Genomic DNA, 16,832 nt, shown 5'->3' on the forward strand with positions numbered 1-16,832 from the left:
CTAAAAAATATGAAAAAAACAATACTGCTCTTATTGATTTTCTGTTTCTCTTTCTCCAGTTGTGAGAAAGACGATATTTGTGATGCTAATACCGTCACTACACCTCGACTGGTGATTACATTTTATGATTTCAATAATTCTTCGGTAGAAAAAAATGTAACTAACCTAACTATTATTGGTGAGGGAATGGAAGAAGCGGTAATGTTTAGCGGAAGGACTTTAATAAACGGGAGTACCGTTTCTATCCCTTTAAAGGTAGATGCAAAAACAACTACTTTTCGTTTTATCTTAAATTTTGGAAGTACAAATGTAGCCGCTTTGCCTAACGAAGACATTATCCAATTTAATTATGAGACCCAAAATATTTTTGTGTCTCGTGCCTGCGGATTCAAAACGAATTATACCTTAAATCCAGATTCTTCAAATACAGCTCCTCCTTTTGTTCACACTGATGGAGCGACAGCTGACTTAAAATGGATGCAATATGTTGCCGTTAAAAACAGTATTATAGCTAACGAAAATGAAACACATCTTGAAATATATTTTTAGTAGCTTACTCCTTTTGTCATTGCTTTTTGCAAATGCTCAAGATACACAAGCTCCAGTAAAAAAACCAAAGGACAGCATTACAACTAGTATTGTTGCTGAAAAAGCAGTCGTGGCTACCCAAACAAAAACAGATTCTATTGCTACGCCAATAAAAACGAATCGTTATGGGGTGCGTGTGGGAGTTGATTTGTTTAAATTAAGTCGTAGTTTTTATGATAAAAACTATAAAGGATTGGAATTAGTAGGTGATTATCGATTGGATAAAAAACGCTATGCAGCCGTAGAAGTAGGAAACGAAAATAAAACTACTGATGATGCCCGATTAAATTTCACCACAAAAGGTTCTTATATAAAAGTAGGGTTTGATTATAACGGTTACGAAAACTGGCTTGATATGGAAAATATTATTTCGATAGGGTTGCGTTACGGTTTTAGTACTTTTAATCAAGAATTGAATAACTACAAAATTTACAATCCCAACCAATATTTTGGAGAAACACCGTCTTTAGCTTCTGGACAAAAATACAACGGTCTTACAGCAAGCTGGATTGAAGTTGTAGCAGGAATGAAAGCCAAAGTATTCAATAATGTCTTTATGGGATTCAGTCTTCGATTCAATAGATTAATTACCAACAAACAACCCAATAATTTCGAAAACTTATACATACCGGGTTTCAATAGAACGTATAATGGTGATTTTGGTGTTGGTTTTAACTACACCGTAACCTATTTTGTTCCTATTTTCAAAAAGAAAGTCCTTCCTAAAGAAACTAAAAAAACAGAGAAAAAGTAAGCCGTTTTCAAAATGCAGAACGCAGATTAATATCAACAAAAAACCGCAAATTCATTTATTAAATCAATGAATTTGCGGTTTTTTATTTCTAAATTCTGCTAACTAATTACTGTTTCCTGAACACTAGATTTACCCTATTTCTTTCACATTTTTAGAAAAAACCCACTTCATGTATAATTTTTCTCCGTCATTGGTCTTCACCGCCTGAAATTTTGGACCTATAAATGTTGCTAAAACAAAAGCTACAAATGGAACCCAAAAACCAGACAATTCAGTATAACGTTGTACTAAAAAACGAAATAAAATAAATAAACTGGCAAAGATTCCCAGTTGATATAAAAATGCTCTTAATTGTAGTTTTGTCATTTTTTTTAAAGTTGCTAAGGTTCTGAGATTCTAAGTTACTGAGAATTTAATCTTAGCTACTTAATTTTATCGAACCCTAAATTATTATTTTTAATTATATATTTTTCTTAGGAACTTAGTAACTTAGTCACTTAGACTTGAAACTTGGTTCTCTTACTTCCTTCGTACATTTCGTATTTTACCAAACGAGCTTCAAGTCCAGCGTTGAATAATTTGATTTTTCTTGATGGTCGTAAACCTACAAACTTTAAAGCTTCTAAATTTCCTGTAATAAACCAGGCATTCGTTCCTGGATAACTTTTCTTTAACGTATCGCCAATATTTTTATAGAATTCTTCCATGTGAATATCCAAACGCTCATCATAAGGTGGATTAAAAACAATGTGCAGTTTTCCTTCCGAAGTTTTTTCGCTATCAAAGAAATTGTCTTCGGTAATAGTTACATATTCCTCTAAATTAGCATTCCTGATATTGTCTTTGGCTTTACTAACTGCACTCGGCGCTTTGTCATAGCCTTTTATCGTATGATGAAACTCACGTACTTTGCCTAATAAACTATCGCTGATTTTGTCAAACAAATCATTATCCCAGTCTTTCCATTTTTCGAAAGCAAATTCCTTACGGTTGATGTTTGCTGGAATATTACAAGCAATCATTGCTGCTTCGGCAAGAAAAGTTCCTGAACCACACATAGGATCTAAGAAATCCGTTTGTCCGTCCCAACCTGAAAGCAACAGAATTCCTGCAGCCAAAACTTCGTTTATAGGTGCAATATTAGTAGCAGTTCTATAACCACGCTGGTTCAGCGCATTTCCTGAAGTATCTAATGCAACCGAAACTTGGTCTTTATCAATATGAATGTTAATTCGTAAATCAGGATGTACTTTATCCACACTTGGACGTTGTCCTGTTCTTTCTCTAAATTGATCCACAATGGCATCTTTACATTTTTGAGAAACAAACTCAGTATGATTAAAATATTCCGAATGCACCGTAGCATCAATCACAAAAGTTTGATTGGCATTGATAAACTTAGACCAGTTTACACCAAAAACCCCTTTGTACAAGGCTTGATCATTATTCGCTCTAAAAGAATAAATCGGTTTTAAGATTTTCAATGCAGTACGCAAAGACAAATTGGCTTTGTACATAAACCCTTTATCGCCTTTAAAACTCACCATTCTCACTCCTTGCTCTACGTCCTGTGCTCCTAAATTTTTCAATTCGGTTGCTAATATTTCTTCAAAACCAAAAAAGGTTTTGGCTATCATCTTAAAATTTTCTTCCATTTCTCTTTTAAATTCCAATAATTAAATTGCTTTACCTATTCTCTGCCGCTCGAGTCCAAATTCTAAACAGTCTGAAATAGTATATTTCCGCAAAAATACACTAAATTTGCGGGATAGAATTAATTGAAAAGAATAAATGTCCGAAGCATCAAAAACAACTCATACAAATCAAGACCAGCAAAATGAAACTTGGTTCAGCTCTTGGTTTGACACTCCCTATTATCACATTCTCTACAAAGAAAGAAATGACAAAGAAGCACAGCTTTTCATGGATAATTTAACCCATTATTTAAATCTTCCTGAAAAAGCTAAAGTATTGGATTTAGCCTGTGGCAAAGGACGTCACGCTATTTATTTGAACCAATTAGGATTTGATGTCATTGGTGCTGATTTATCAGAAAACAGCATTGCCGAAGCCAATAAAAATGCGAATGAAAGCTTGCATTTTAAAGTACACGACATGCGTGAAGTTTTCGAAGAAAAGTACGATGCCATTTTTAATTTGTTTACCAGTTTTGGTTATTTCGAAAATGACGATGACAATTTAACTACTTTAAAAGCCATCAAAAACAGTTTATCTGACTATGGTTTTGCCGTAATTGATTTTATGAATGTCAATCAGGTAATTGAAACATTAGTTCCAGAAGAAGTAAAAACCGTAGACGGAATCGATTTTCACCTGAAACGCTATGTTGCCGACGGTCATATTTTTAAAGAAATTGATTTTGAAGACCAAGGACAAAAATTCCATTTTACCGAAAAAGTAAAAGCCCTGACCTTACAAGATTTCGAATACATGATGGAAGAAGCAGGTATTTATCTATTGGACATTTTTGGAGATTATAAGCTGAAAAAATTCCACAAAACCGAAAGCGAACGACTCATCCTTATTTTTAAATAATGAATTACCTTTTACCATTACTTTCTGTACTTTTAGGGTATATTATTGCATTGGTTTTAAAACCAAAAAACAAAAGCAATCTAAAGCTACTATTGGCTTTTAGTGGTTCTTTTTTGCTTTCTTTGACGGTAATGCACTTATTACCTGAAGTCTATGAAATTCATGAACACGTTATTGGTGGAAGTAACGATTACAATGCGGGAATCTTTATCATGCTGGGGATTTTGTTCCAAATCATCTTAGAATTTTTCTCTAAAGGTGCCGAACACGGTCACGTTCACGGACATCCTAATATGTCTCATATTCCGTGGTTGTTGTTTATCAGTCTTTGTATTCATGCCTTTTTGGAAGGATTTCCCGTGGGACACAATCACGATAATTTAGCGCTGGGAATTGCGATTCATCACCTTCCTATTGCCATTATTTTGACTACTTTTTTCATTAATTCCCATCTAAACAAGAAAGCTATTTTTGCCTTCATGCTTACTTTTGCTTTGATGACACCGCTAGGAACATTCGCCTCTGATTATCTTACAGTATTAAATGAATACCATAACGAAATTACAGCAATCGTAATCGGAATATTATTTCATATTTCTTCAACTATTATTTTCGAAAGTAGCGAAGGACACAAATTTAATATTGCCAAAGTTTCGATGATTGTTTTAGGAATTGTCTTGGCTTATTTTTTGTAAATTTTAGTTTTCAAAAAAGCCATATAATCGAATAACCCTCAAAAAACAAACATTTAGAAAAACAAATCTTGACATTCATTAAAATCGTATTTTAGAGGTTTTAAATTAGATATTGGAGAAAAAGTATTATGCAAGAAATTCAAAATTTAGTAACCGTAATAAGCGAAACCCAAACTTATTTTAGGCAACAAGCCCAAAAACAGGTCAATATTGGGCTTACGTTGCGCAACTGGTTTTTTGGTTTTTATATTGTAGAATACGAACAAAAAGGCAAAGACAGAGCGGTTTATGGAGAGAATTGATACAAAGAAATTGCCAATAGATGCAAGCACATAAAAGGAATCTCTGAACGGAATATTTATTTGTTTGCAAAGTTTTATAAAATGTATCCAGAAATTCAACAGTCAGTGACTGTTGAATTCTATATAAATGATTTTCAACAAAATACAATTTTGCAGTCAGTGACTGCAAAATTGATAGGAGACGAAAATCAAGTATTAAAACACATATGCTAATCAAATTTATTTTTTTATTAAAATTATAAAAAAAAATATTATTTATACTTGAATTGAAACGAGAAGAAAAAACCGTTGAAACTTACTTTAAATCAATTGGTTTCCAAAACATTGTCTTTGAACCAAAAGGTAACCGTACACCTGACTTTGTAATTGATGAAAAAATTGCAATTGAGGTTAGAAGATTAAACCAGTTCTATAATGGAATACCCATAGAGAAAGTAAAACACAATTTACTCCCTAAAATCATTAGTCAGATTGAAGCTTTTAAAAAAGAAAGCTACTCTAAATCTGCATTTGTTGGAATAAGATATACTCGACCTATAAACTACAATAAGAAAATTAAAGATTTAATAAATGCTATTCTGGAAAACCATTCTTCAATAATGGAAACATCTAAGAAATACAAAATAAATGACAATCTTGAATTAGAAATTTTCCCTTCTGATAAAAAACTTGACACTCAATATCATTTTGGTTCTTCAATAGATTTCAATGAAGGAGGATTTGTTTTAGCAAATATTTACAACAGCTTAAAAATTATTATACCTGAAAAATCAAAACAAATAGAAAATTATAAATCTGAATATAAAACTTGGTGGCTTGCTCTAGTTGACAATATAGGAAACGGATTGAGTCAAACTGAATTTAGTCAATTAAGAGAAATCATTGATTTTAATTTATATTTTGATAAAGTATTCATAATTTCTAATTTAAATCCAATAAATGGTGGAGAAATATAAACAAGCTACTATACTTTTCAAAAACTTAGTACCTTTGAAACTTTGCAACTCAGAAACTCAAACAAAATGACCTTCACTAAAACTACCGAACAATCCTCAAAATACGAGCATTTAGAAAAAATGTCAGTTGCTGACTTGCTTTCGAATATCAATAACGAGGACAAAACCGTTCCACTTGCTGTTGAAAAAGCCTTGCCACAAATTGAAAATTTAGTAACTCAAATTGTTGCTAAAATGAAACTGGGAGGACGTTTATTTTACATAGGCGCTGGAACTTCAGGTCGTTTAGGTGTGGTGGATGCTTCTGAATGTCCGCCAACTTTTGGGGTTTCATTTGATTTGGTTGTGGGAATTATTGCTGGTGGCGATAAAGCCATTCGTAAAGCGGTAGAAAACGCCGAAGACAATGCAACGCAAGCCTGGATTGATTTACAGGAATTCAACATCAACAAGAATGATGTAGTCATTGGAATAGCAGCTTCGGGAACAACGCCTTATGTTATTGGTGGTTTAGAAATTTGCAATAAAAATAATATTATTACAGGAAGTATTTCTTGCAATGCGGGAAGTCCGCTTTCGCAAACGGCACAATTCCCCATCGATGTGGTGGTAGGTCCTGAATTTATTACCGGAAGTTCGAGAATGAAAGCAGGAACGGCTCAAAAGTTGGTTTTGAATATGATTTCGACTGCCACTATGATACAATTAGGAAAAGTTAAAGGCAACAAAATGGTCGATATGCAATTGAGTAACAACAAACTTGTGGATCGCGGAACTAAAATGATTATGGGTGAAATTCCTGTAAGCTACGAAGAAGCCGCTCAATTGTTGAAAGAGCATGGAAGCGTACGCAAAGCAGTTGATTTCTTTAATGCAAAGAAGTTATAAGTTAGGTGTTATACGTTGTTAACAAGCACTCCCATAACCCATAACTCATAACCCATAACTCATAACCCATAACTCATAACCCATAACTCATATCCCAATAATTCATAACCTTTTCAAAATGGCAACAAACAAAGAATTATTATCTAAAGGAGTTCGGTATTTATCTGGTGCTTTGCCTTTGCTTTTTATCGGGCCATCCTTGATTTACAATGCTTTTATGAACCAAGAAAATGTATGGCATTACCTTGTTCTAGGTATTGGAATCATTGCTTGTTTAGCATCGATGTACTTGATTTTTTTAGGATTGAAAACAATGATGAAAGCCTTATTTAACGATTAATTTGTATATTTACTAAAAATTAGATTATGGATATTCAAGCTGAAATAAATTGGATACATCAAGAAATTGACAAGGTAAAAGATCCTACTTTTGTTGAAAAATTAAAACGCCTTTTACTTACTACAAACTCTTCTCATGAAGCTACCACTATTGATTACAATATCGATATTGAAAAAGCATTAGAAAGTATTAAGAAAGGACATTTTCATACTGAAGATGAAGCAAGAGAAATTTCAAAAAAATGGGGAAGAAAATAATTTGGTCTTCCAATGCTTTAGAACAACTGGAAGACATTCATTTTTATATTCTTTTTGAAAGCAAATCCATTCATATTGCAGACAAAGTAATTGATGAAATTTTTGAAAGTACCAAAATTCTTAAAACTAAACCAGAAATCTACAAACTCGATACTAAGAAAGATAACAATGATGGAAGTTTTAGAACTTACTTTATTTATGACTATATGATTTCATACCGAATTACTCCAAATAATATTCAAATTCTGCGAGTTAGACATACCTCAAGAAAACCCAAAACCTTTTAATGGAAGATTTAATTCATATCCAGAAAACATTTGATAAAGTAGTTTTTATCGACAAAAAAGTAAGTAATAGAGAATTTGAAGATTGCGTTTTTAAAAACTGTGATTTTTCCAATAGTGATTTTTCGAATAATACATTTATGGATTGTGAATTCATCAATTGCAATCTTTCGATGACAACGCTGGGCGGAACTAGTTTAAAAACCGTGCATTTTTCGAATTGTAAACTACTGGGAATTCATTTTAACAACTGTGCCGATTTTATGTTTGCCGTAAGTTTTAATGATTGCATCTTAGATTATGCTTCTTTTTCGAATAAAAAAATGCCCAAAACAAAGTTCAATTCCTGTTCGATGAAAGAAGTGACTTTCATTGGAACAAATCTTTCTAGTTCGGTTTTTGATAACTGTAATTTAGACAATGCCATTTTTAATGATACGCAATTGAAAGAAGTGAATTTCCTGACGGCTTATAATTATAAAATTGATCCTGAATTCAACCCAATGCGAAAAGCTAAATTTTCGATGCAGGGAATTCCGGGACTTCTAGACAAATTCGATATTAAAATTCAATAGAAATGAAAAAACTAATTCTACTGCCCTTACTTCTTATTTTAGCTTCTTGCTACAATGCCGAACACAATTGCAAAGATTTCAAAACTGGGAAATTCAAATTTGAACACGAAGTAGACGGCGTAAAAAAAGTAACGCTCTTTGAACGCAATGACAGTATCGAAATTGAAACATTCGACGGAAAAACGGATACTGCTTCGGTGCGCTGGCTAAACGATTGCGAATATGTGTTAAAGAAATTGCATCCAAAGAATAGGGCTGAAGAAAAATCAATTGGTATGAAAATATTGAGTACCTCAGGAAATTCATATACCTTTGAATTTGGTATCATTGGTTCTGACCAAAAACAAAAAGGAACTGTAACAAAAATTGGTGAATTGTAAATTCTACTTATTCTTTAATTCTTAACTTAATACTATGGAAGTATTTTTAAACGCTGATGCCTGGATTGCGCTGTTAACACTAACATTTCTAGAAATCGTACTCGGAATCGATAATATCATTTTTATATCGATAGCAACGGGTAAACTACCTGAAGAAAGCCGAAAAAAAGCCACTAAAATTGGTATGTTCTTAGCGATGTTTATGCGTATTGCTCTTCTTTTGGGGATATCGTACCTAATTGCAATGAAAGAACCTTGGTTTACCATCGATTTTAGTTGGATAAACGCTCAAGTTTCGGGACAAAGCATCATTCTTTTATTGGGTGGATTATTCTTAATCTATAAAAGCACCACCGAAATTAGAGAAAAAGTAGATCATAAAGGAGAAGAAGAAAAAGAAGTAAGAAAAACTGCTGCAAAATCATTCAGTAGTGTAATCATACAAATTATCCTGATTGACTTAGTTTTCTCATTCGATAGTATTTTAACTGCAGTGGGGATGACTAATGGTGTTGCTGGGGCTATTTACATTATGATAACAGCTGTGGTGATTTCAATTATCATTATGATGCAATTTGCTGTTCCAGTAGGAACATTTGTAAACAAACATCCTTCTATTCAAATTTTAGGTTTATCATTCTTAATTTTAATTGGTTTGATGCTAATTACCGAAAGTGCTCACCTATCTAATGCTTTGATTTTTGGCAGTCATGTTACTCCTCTTCCAAAAGGGTATTTGTATTTTGCTATATCTTTTTCTCTTATGGTAGAAGTTTTGAATATGAAAATGTCAAAAAAGAAATAAATCCAACAAATTTTACTATCAAGAAGCTCCTTAAAGGGAGCTTTTTTTGATTATAAAACATAAAAATTAATACATTAGCATACGATATAAAAATCAGTACAAATTTTTATTTTCAATAATACAACTAAACCATAGCCATAAAATAAACTTTAATGAAAAATACCATTTCGCAAAGAGTAGCCGATTTTTTAAAAAATTTCCCTCCTTTTAGTTTTCTAGACCAACATGATATTGAAGTGCTTTCGGAGCAAGTTTCCATAATATACAAAGACAAAGGAGTTGTTATTTTTACTGAAAATGAAGAAACTCACGATTCCTTTTATGTGGTGCATAAAGGTGCAATAGAACTCCGTAAAAAAGAGCATAATGATATTCTGGATATGTGTGATGAAGGTGATATTTTTGGTTTACGACCATTAATTGCACACGAAAATTACAAAATGGAAGCCATCACGCATGAAGAAACCATTTTATATGCCATTCCAATTGCTGTTTTTAAACCGTATGCCATAAAAAACCCTGATGTTGGGAGTTTCATTATAGATAGTTTTGCTTCAAACACACAGAATCCTTTTTCTAAAAGTCATAGCGATAAATTATATGGAGACGTTTTTAATGGAGAAAATATTGGAGAAGTGATCGACACTGATAATAAAATTCTCGACTTACAACCTATTAAATATTCTAAAAAGATAATTACTTGTTCGCGTGCAGCAACTGCTAAAGAAATTGCAGTAACAATGACTAAAAAGAATATTGGCGCCATGCTTGTGGTTGAAGATATGCTGCCAATAGGAATTATTACCGACAAAGATTTAAGGAATAAAATTGTAACCGGAGAATATTCTATCAACACTACGGCTGATGTAATTATGAATTCGCCCGTAATTACCTATTCTAAAAAAATGACGATTACGCAAGCACAAATGGCAATGATGAAAAGCAACATCAGCCATTTATGTCTTACTAAAGATGGAACAGCCAATACAAAAGCAGTAGGAATTCTATCCAAACACGATTTGATGGTAGCCTTAGGAAACAATCCTGCGGTACTGATAAAAGCTTTAAAAAGGGTTAAAAAAGTCAAAGCAATCAAACCAATTCGAGCCAAAATAATGCAACTCTTACAAGGCTATTTAGATCAAAATATACCGATAACACTAACATCTAAAATTATTACCGAATTGAACGATGCTTGCATCAAAAGAGTCATAGAATTGTCATTGACTAAAATGAGAACTCCTCCACCAGTTCGATTTTCCTGGCTCGCATTAGGAAGCCAAGGCCGTAGTGAACAATTATTACACACCGATCAAGACAATGCGTTAATATATGAAGATGTTCCGGAAATATTACAAGAAAAAACTAACAAGTATTTTCTAGAATTAGCAGCAATAGTCAATAAAGGACTTTTTGAAATTGGTTACGAATATTGTCCTGCCGAAATGATGGCATCCAACCCAAAATGGTGTTTGAGTTTAAACCAATGGAAAGAATTAGTTCACGACTGGATTAGCAAACCAGGAAAAGACGAAGTGTTACTATCTTTTATCTTTTTTGATTATAGTTTGTCTTATGGAGACCGAGAATTAGCAAATGAACTAGCTGATTTTATTTTTAGCGATATTGATGCTAATCCCATTTTCTATGTTCATTTGGTTAGTGGTGCTTTGCAAAGTCCATCGCCAACAGGTTTTTTTAGACAATTTCTAGTCGAACAAGATGGCGCTCACAAAGACTTCTTTGACATTAAAAGACGCGCTTTAATGCCATTAGCCGATGCGGCACGAGTATTAATCTTATCACATTCGGTTAAAGGAATAAGTAATACTCCCGAACGATTTGAAAAACTAGCCGAACTCGAGCCTCAAAATAAAGAATTGTATTTATCTTGTGCTTATTCATACAAAACATTATTGAAATTCCGAACCAAACAAGGTCTTTTACATCATGATTCAGGACAATTTATTGAATTAGAAGCCCTTTCGAAACTGGAAAAAGTAAAACTGAAAGGCGCTTTTAAAACTATAAAAGAATTACAAGAAGTTATTTCGATGCGTTTTAATCCTGGAAAAATTACAATATAATGACACTTAAAGAAAAAATTATTGAGTCGCTACAAATTTTAGGCATTCTTAAGGAACCTATTGACGAAAAATTAAATCGACCTATTGAATCGGAACGTTTTGTTGTTTTAGATACTGAAACCACTGGTTTTGATTATGAAAATGATAGAATTCTGTGTATTGGCGCCATTACTTTACAAAACGGAATCATCAATTTACAAAATGCTTTTGAACATTATATGGATCAGGAACATTTTGATAAATCCAGCGTACAAATTCATGGTATTATTAGAAGTGATGTTTTGGATCACAAATCGGAACTTCAGGTATTGCAAATGTTTTTAGATTATTTAGGCGATTCGATTATTGTTGCTCATCATACAAAATTTGACATGACAATGATTAATAATGCTTTGGTTAGAAATGGATTGGCTAAAATTACAAACCGAACTTTAGACACAGCCAGCTTGTACAAAAAAACATTAATTAAGTCAAACTTACTGCAACATAAGGATCATTACACCTTGGACGATCTAGCCGATAAATTTGATATTTCTAAAAAAGACAGACATACCGCCATAGGAGATGCTTACATTACCGCTATCGCTTTTCTTAAAATCTTAAAAAAGTTAAGAGAAAAAGATGCTCTTATGCTGTATCATTTCTTTAGATAAAAGTCAAAAAAAAAGCTTCCGACATGGTGGAAGCTTTTTCATATTATTCTAAAATTAGGCCAATTTGACCATCATCATCCAGTTGGATTGGACCATCATCAGCATTTAATTCGCCTCTGACTTCCATTTCCTCCGGAATAACTTCTTCTGGAGCTTCATAAGGCAACGATTCTAACAAATTCACTTGTTTTAATTTCTCTGTTGTCAATTGATTTCCTAAAGCCTTAATTCCTTTTACAGCAATAAATTCTTCAATATCCACCTGTAAACTCTCTTTTTGAACTCCTTTTATCTTTGGATAAACCAATTGCGCAACTGGACGATAATCCGTCGATACAATTTCTAATTGCGAATTTGGATGTTCGGTTATAAAAATTTCCTCTTTATTTTCAGTTTCCACCAAGAAACGCTTTAGGTAATACCGTTCTTTTTCGCCATCATAATAAATCGCTGAAATAGGTTTTTTAGGAATCCATTTTTCTAAAACAATCATATCTTCCTCAAAATGAGTGGTCAATTCAGGAATAACCACTTTTAATTTTCCTGATTGCTGGATTACTAAAATTTTATCATTGGGCCTAAATTCGCCTAATAATTCTCCTCTCGCATCAACATTTAATCGTTGCACGGTATCATCGTACCAAATTTTCCTTGGCAATAAAGTCGAAATTCCTTTCTCCTTTATTTCTATCTTTTTGATTGGATATTTGGACGCCAAATTTCCTTTAGAAGCCCTTCCTTTTATCGCTAATTTAGCAAAATCAATATCAAATTTTAATTTCTTGATAGTTCCTACCTGACGTAAAATAACAGTAACCACTTCGGCTTCTCCATTTGGATTACAAGTAAAATATAGAATCTGTGAACCTTTAGTTCCATTAGTTAAATCATATAATTTATCTCTTGTAACTCCCGAAACATTAAACCTCTTAATGTATGAAGGTCCTGATTTTCCATCACGATAAATTACATTGTAAATAGTACGTTTATCGCTTTTATCAAAAACGGCTACATGAATGATATCTTTTCCAACAAAAGTCTTCGCATCCACTTTGGTAACCATCATATTTCCATCACGTAGAAAAACAATTACATCATCAATATCCGAACAATCGGCAACATATTCGTCTTTTTTCAAACTGGTTCCCACAAAACCTTCCGTTCTGTTCACGTACAGTTTGGTGTTTCGCAACACTACTTTTGTGGCTTCAATATCATCAAAAATTCGTAATTCGGTTTGGCGTTCGCGTCCTTTTCCGTATTTCTCTTTTAATTTAGTAAAATAGGCAATGGCAAAATCAGTTAAATTAGCCAAATGAAATTCCACTTCTTTCATTTCGTCTTCTAACTTCGAAATAAAATCATCCGCTTTATCCGAATCAAAACGAGTAATACGAATCATCGGGATTTGTGTCAATCGCTGTAAATCCTCATCATTAATGGCTCTGACAAATGATTTACTAAAAGGTTCAAATCGGTCGTACATGTATTTGTACAAGGATTCTCTGTCAGAATACAATTTGAATTCAATATACATTTCCTCACGAATGAAGATTTTTTCTAATGTAGAAAAATGCCATTTGTTTTTTAATTCTTCTAATTGAATTTCTAATTCCTGACGTAGTAAATCTTGAGTTCGTGCTGTCGAAATTTTCAACATTTCCGAAACTCCAATAAACAACGGTTTATTATCTTCGATAACACAACCCAAAGGCGCAACCGAAGTTTCGCAAGCCGTAAAAGCGAATAAGGCATCAATGGTTTTATCTGGAGAAACACCAGGATACAAATGAATTAAAATTTCAACCTCAGCAGCAGTATTGTCTTCAATTTTCTTGATTTTAATTTTCCCTTTATCATTCGCCTTCAAAATACTATCAATCAAAGTAGTGGTATTTGTCGAAAACGGAATTTGGGTAATTACCAAGGTGTTTTTGTCCAATTGCGCAATTTTAGCACGTACACGTACACGCCCGCCACGCAATCCGTCATTATAATTAGACACATCGGCAATACCCTGTGTCATAAAATCAGGATACAATGTAAAGGCTTTTCCTTTTAAAATTTTGATAGACGCATCTATCAATTCATTAAAATTATGTGGTAACACTTTGGTCGAAAGTCCAACAGCAATTCCTTCGGCTCCTTGTGCTAAAAGCAACGGAAATTTTACTGGAAGATTATTCGGTTCTGCCCGACGACCATCATAGGAAACGCCCCAATCGGTAATTTTTGGAGAATACAAAACCTCTAAAGCAAATTTAGATAAACGTGCCTCAATATAACGCGAAGCTGCAGCTCCGTCACCCGTTAAAATATTTCCCCAGTTTCCCTGGCAATCAATCAACAAATCTTTTTGACCAATTTGTACCATGGCATCACCAATACTGGCATCACCGTGAGGATGATACTGCATCGTGTGACCAACAACATTGGCAACCTTGTTATAACGACCGTCATCTAGCTCTTTAAGCGAGTGCATAATTCGGCGTTGTACTGGTTTGAATCCGTCTTCAATAGCAGGAACAGCACGCTCCAGAATAACATAAGAAGCATAATCCAGAAACCAGTCTTTATACATTCCCGTAACTTTGGTAATGGTATCTTCGCTGTTTTCGTCGTTTTCGTAAAAATGCTGTCCTTCAAAATGTTTGGCATCTACCACAGGAATAATTTCATCAGCATCCTCTCCATCCTGATTTTCATCAAGAGAATTGTCTTCTGTATTATTTTCTTCGTTATCTGGAATGATGTTATCGTCTTCTTCGTCTTTCATTTAGGGTAATTTTAGTAGTTAATTTCTAAAAGATTTTACATCATTTTCTATTAACGCTTTCAACTCTACTTCTGTAGGAAGTTGCAATTTATATTTACTTACAAAAACTTCTTGAGATAATCCTCCTGTTGCATAATGCACAAGCGCATTATCTTTTTGACTGCAAAGGATTATACCTATAGGAGGATTGTCGTTTTCTAACATTTCATTTTCTTTAAAATAGTTTAAATACACATTCATTTGCCCTGCATCAGAATGGTCAAAATCTCCAATTTTTAAATCTATCAAAATATGACATTTTAAAATTCGGTGATAAAAAACCAAGTCAATTCTATAATGTTTATTATTGAAAGAAATTCGCTTTTGTCTAGCCTCAAAACAAAATCCACGACCTAATTCTATCAAAAATTGCTGTAAATGATTGATTATAGCTTGTTCTAAATCATTTTCTGAATATTCTGCTTTTTCTGGAATGCCTAGAAACTCTAACAAATAAGGACTTTTGATTAGTTCCGAAAAACTACAAACGGTATCGCTCTTAATATTTTCTAACAAACTCTCTTTATTAGTACTCAACCCAATTCGCTCGTACAAAAGCGAATTCATTTCTCGTTGAAGTTGTCTTACTGTCCAATTATTTTTTAGCGTTTGAATTTCATAAAAACTCCTTTGTAAAGTATCTTCTATTTTTATGAACTCTACAATATGAGAAAAACTTATTTTACTTAAAAACAACGGAATATTTTCAATAGAAATGGATTTTACACCTGATTCTTGTTTTTTGGATTTGAATTGTTCTGTCAGTGCCCGAATAATTTCAGATTGCTGATTATCAACAACAAAAGATTGTTCAGACACTGTCTGAATAATTTCAGGATATACTAAATAAAACTGTTTACACGTATTGAGCATTGTAAACGAAAGTCCTTTTATATGCTTCTCTTTTATTTTTTTTGCAATATTTTTATATAAATTTATACCATATTCAGCTCTGTCTTGCCCTTTTTGTTCGTATTCAAACAAATACATACCTATCAACCAATTACGCAAAGTATAAGCATAATTGACTTGTTTATTGGCGTATTCATTAAAATAAGAATGAATATGCTCTATTTGATTGGATATGTTTTCTAGGTTTTGCATTAATTTTTTGCGGCTTTGCTTACTTCACTTAGATTGGTAGTATCATCTTCTTCGTCTTTCATTTATGCTGAATTTATTTCAGTTTTTTCTTTTGTAAAAAGTTTTACCAACTCTTTGTATATGTTCTATTAAACTTTGAGATTTCAAATCTTTATAAATGGATATATCAAATTTATAAGGAATAAAACTATCATCTAATTTATGCCATAAACAACTTAAATCTTCTTTAGTTATATTCCCTTTTAATGTAATATCAATATCTGAACCTTCTCTATAATTTCCTTTTGCCCTAGAACCATAAATAACTACCTCATCAATGGATGGACAATTTTTAAATATTGTCAAAATTTCTTGGTAACTCTTAGCATAAATTCCAAACATTATAAATAAGTTTTCATTTTACTTTCAAAATCGATAAAAACAGGGAAATAATCATTTAATATAATCTCTAAAATAACCAAAACCTCTTTCTCATCATAAATATGAGAAGTAAGATTTCTACTTTTAATCATATCTAACCAAACCTCTCCATTGGTAATAAGTCCTACATTAAAAGCTTCTTTTACTGCATTTTTGCTCCCAAATAAATCTGTTTTCCCTTGTTCTTCCAAGAAATCTTTCATTACTTTCCAAGACAGTTCCTGAGAAACTTCAAATGCTTGAATCACGCCTTGCAATTCTAATTCGGTAAAATCTCTTTCGCGTTTTAACTCTTTCGCTCTTTTTAATTGTTTAAAAGCATTTATGAAATGCCCAAACCTTTGTTTCCAACGAATGTCTTGATTTTCCATGC

21 protein-coding genes are annotated in these 16,832 nt (G+C 32.7%); 15 read left to right on the plus strand and 6 right to left on the minus strand.

Annotation, left to right across the window (positions count from 1 at the left end):
- Positions 1-9 precede the first annotated feature (9 nt).
- Positions 10-549: a DUF6452 family protein gene (locus tag AAGV28_RS05290; RefSeq protein ID WP_373405782.1), complete on the plus strand. Its 540-nt coding sequence runs from the start codon at positions 10-12 to the stop codon at positions 547-549.
- Positions 521-1,342, plus strand: coding sequence for a DUF6048 family protein (locus AAGV28_RS05295; protein ID WP_373405783.1), 822 nt, complete (start codon positions 521-523; stop codon positions 1,340-1,342). Before AAGV28_RS05290 ends, AAGV28_RS05295 begins: the two co-directional genes overlap by 29 nt.
- 129 nt (positions 1,343-1,471) lie before the next feature.
- On the opposite strand, the gene AAGV28_RS05300 is transcribed toward AAGV28_RS05295, so the two are convergent.
- Both AAGV28_RS05300 and AAGV28_RS05305 read right to left on the minus strand, forming a co-directional pair.
- Positions 1,472-1,708, minus strand: a complete 237-nt coding sequence (locus tag AAGV28_RS05300) for a hypothetical protein (protein ID WP_373405784.1) — start codon at positions 1,706-1,708, stop codon at positions 1,472-1,474.
- 131 nt (positions 1,709-1,839) lie between these two features.
- Positions 1,840-2,997, minus strand: a complete 1,158-nt coding sequence (locus tag AAGV28_RS05305) for a THUMP domain-containing class I SAM-dependent RNA methyltransferase (RefSeq protein WP_373405785.1) — start codon at positions 2,995-2,997, stop codon at positions 1,840-1,842.
- A gap of 136 nt (positions 2,998-3,133) precedes the next feature.
- On the opposite strand from AAGV28_RS05305, the gene AAGV28_RS05310 reads away from it, so the two are divergent.
- The 13 genes from AAGV28_RS05310 (at position 3,134) to AAGV28_RS05370 (ending at position 12,120) form a co-directional block, all read left to right on the plus strand.
- Positions 3,134-3,898 carry a class I SAM-dependent methyltransferase gene (locus AAGV28_RS05310; protein ID WP_373405786.1) on the plus strand — a complete coding sequence of 255 codons (765 nt, stop codon included), beginning with the start codon at positions 3,134-3,136 and terminating at the stop codon, positions 3,896-3,898.
- A complete protein-coding gene (locus AAGV28_RS05315; protein WP_373405787.1) occupies positions 3,898-4,593 on the plus strand; it encodes a ZIP family metal transporter in 696 nt (231 codons plus the stop codon). Before AAGV28_RS05310 ends, AAGV28_RS05315 begins: the two co-directional genes overlap by 1 nt.
- Before the next feature lie 128 nt (positions 4,594-4,721).
- The gene (locus AAGV28_RS05320) at positions 4,722-4,895 is read left to right on the plus strand and encodes a DUF1016 N-terminal domain-containing protein (RefSeq protein ID WP_373405788.1); all 174 of its coding nucleotides are present in this window, start codon (positions 4,722-4,724) and stop codon (positions 4,893-4,895) included.
- A 266-nt stretch (positions 4,896-5,161) separates the two neighbouring features.
- Entirely contained in the window at positions 5,162-5,851 is a 690-nt protein-coding gene (locus tag AAGV28_RS05325; protein ID WP_373405789.1) for a hypothetical protein, read from the plus strand.
- 66 nt (positions 5,852-5,917) lie between these two features.
- Positions 5,918-6,739, plus strand: coding sequence for an N-acetylmuramic acid 6-phosphate etherase (gene murQ / locus AAGV28_RS05330; RefSeq protein WP_373405790.1), 822 nt, complete (start codon positions 5,918-5,920; stop codon positions 6,737-6,739).
- A gap of 118 nt (positions 6,740-6,857) precedes the next feature.
- Positions 6,858-7,079, plus strand: coding sequence for a DUF6095 family protein (locus AAGV28_RS05335; protein ID WP_373405791.1), 222 nt, complete (start codon positions 6,858-6,860; stop codon positions 7,077-7,079).
- Positions 7,080-7,105: 26 nt separating this feature from the next.
- A complete protein-coding gene (locus AAGV28_RS05340; protein ID WP_373405792.1) occupies positions 7,106-7,336 on the plus strand; it encodes a hypothetical protein in 231 nt (76 codons plus the stop codon).
- Positions 7,321-7,623 carry a type II toxin-antitoxin system RelE/ParE family toxin gene (locus AAGV28_RS05345; RefSeq protein WP_373405793.1) on the plus strand — a complete coding sequence of 101 codons (303 nt, stop codon included), beginning with the start codon at positions 7,321-7,323 and terminating at the stop codon, positions 7,621-7,623. Before AAGV28_RS05340 ends, AAGV28_RS05345 begins: the two co-directional genes overlap by 16 nt.
- Positions 7,623-8,195, plus strand: a complete 573-nt coding sequence (locus AAGV28_RS05350; RefSeq protein WP_373405794.1) for a pentapeptide repeat-containing protein — start codon at positions 7,623-7,625, stop codon at positions 8,193-8,195. The genes AAGV28_RS05345 and AAGV28_RS05350 overlap by 1 nt, the downstream gene beginning before the upstream one ends.
- A 2-nt stretch (positions 8,196-8,197) precedes the next feature.
- The gene (locus AAGV28_RS05355; protein ID WP_373405795.1) at positions 8,198-8,575 is read left to right on the plus strand and encodes a DNA topoisomerase IV; all 378 of its coding nucleotides are present in this window, start codon (positions 8,198-8,200) and stop codon (positions 8,573-8,575) included.
- Between the two features lie 34 nt (positions 8,576-8,609).
- Positions 8,610-9,380, plus strand: coding sequence for a TerC family protein (locus AAGV28_RS05360; RefSeq protein WP_373405796.1), 771 nt, complete (start codon positions 8,610-8,612; stop codon positions 9,378-9,380).
- A gap of 152 nt (positions 9,381-9,532) precedes the next feature.
- The gene (locus AAGV28_RS05365) at positions 9,533-11,467 is read left to right on the plus strand and encodes a DUF294 nucleotidyltransferase-like domain-containing protein (RefSeq protein WP_373405797.1); all 1,935 of its coding nucleotides are present in this window, start codon (positions 9,533-9,535) and stop codon (positions 11,465-11,467) included.
- On the plus strand, positions 11,467-12,120 hold the full coding sequence (locus AAGV28_RS05370) for a 3'-5' exonuclease (RefSeq protein ID WP_373405798.1): 654 nt from the start codon (positions 11,467-11,469) through the stop codon (positions 12,118-12,120). The genes AAGV28_RS05365 and AAGV28_RS05370 overlap by 1 nt, the downstream gene beginning before the upstream one ends.
- 43 nt (positions 12,121-12,163) lie before the next feature.
- Here the strand turns inward: AAGV28_RS05370 and AAGV28_RS05375 are convergent, their stop codons facing one another.
- The 4 genes from AAGV28_RS05375 to AAGV28_RS05390 form a co-directional block, all read right to left on the minus strand.
- Positions 12,164-14,896: a DNA gyrase/topoisomerase IV subunit A gene (locus tag AAGV28_RS05375; RefSeq protein ID WP_373405799.1), complete on the minus strand. Its 2,733-nt coding sequence runs from the start codon at positions 14,894-14,896 to the stop codon at positions 12,164-12,166.
- A gap of 18 nt (positions 14,897-14,914) precedes the next feature.
- Positions 14,915-16,039, minus strand: a complete 1,125-nt coding sequence (locus tag AAGV28_RS05380) for a PDDEXK nuclease domain-containing protein (RefSeq protein WP_373405800.1) — start codon at positions 16,037-16,039, stop codon at positions 14,915-14,917.
- A 78-nt stretch (positions 16,040-16,117) separates the two neighbouring features.
- On the minus strand, positions 16,118-16,420 hold the full coding sequence (locus AAGV28_RS05385; protein WP_373405801.1) for a nucleotidyltransferase domain-containing protein: 303 nt from the start codon (positions 16,418-16,420) through the stop codon (positions 16,118-16,120).
- Complete coding sequence (locus AAGV28_RS05390; RefSeq protein WP_373405802.1) at positions 16,420-16,830, minus strand: nucleotidyltransferase substrate binding protein; 411 nt, start codon at positions 16,828-16,830, stop codon at positions 16,420-16,422. The genes AAGV28_RS05385 and AAGV28_RS05390 overlap by 1 nt, the downstream gene beginning before the upstream one ends.
- Positions 16,831-16,832: the final 2 nt, after the last annotated feature.

Origin of the sequence: Flavobacterium zubiriense (genome assembly GCF_041729725.1) — a bacterium.
In the GTDB taxonomy this organism is placed as follows: Bacteria; Bacteroidota; Bacteroidia; order Flavobacteriales; family Flavobacteriaceae; genus Flavobacterium; species Flavobacterium zubiriense.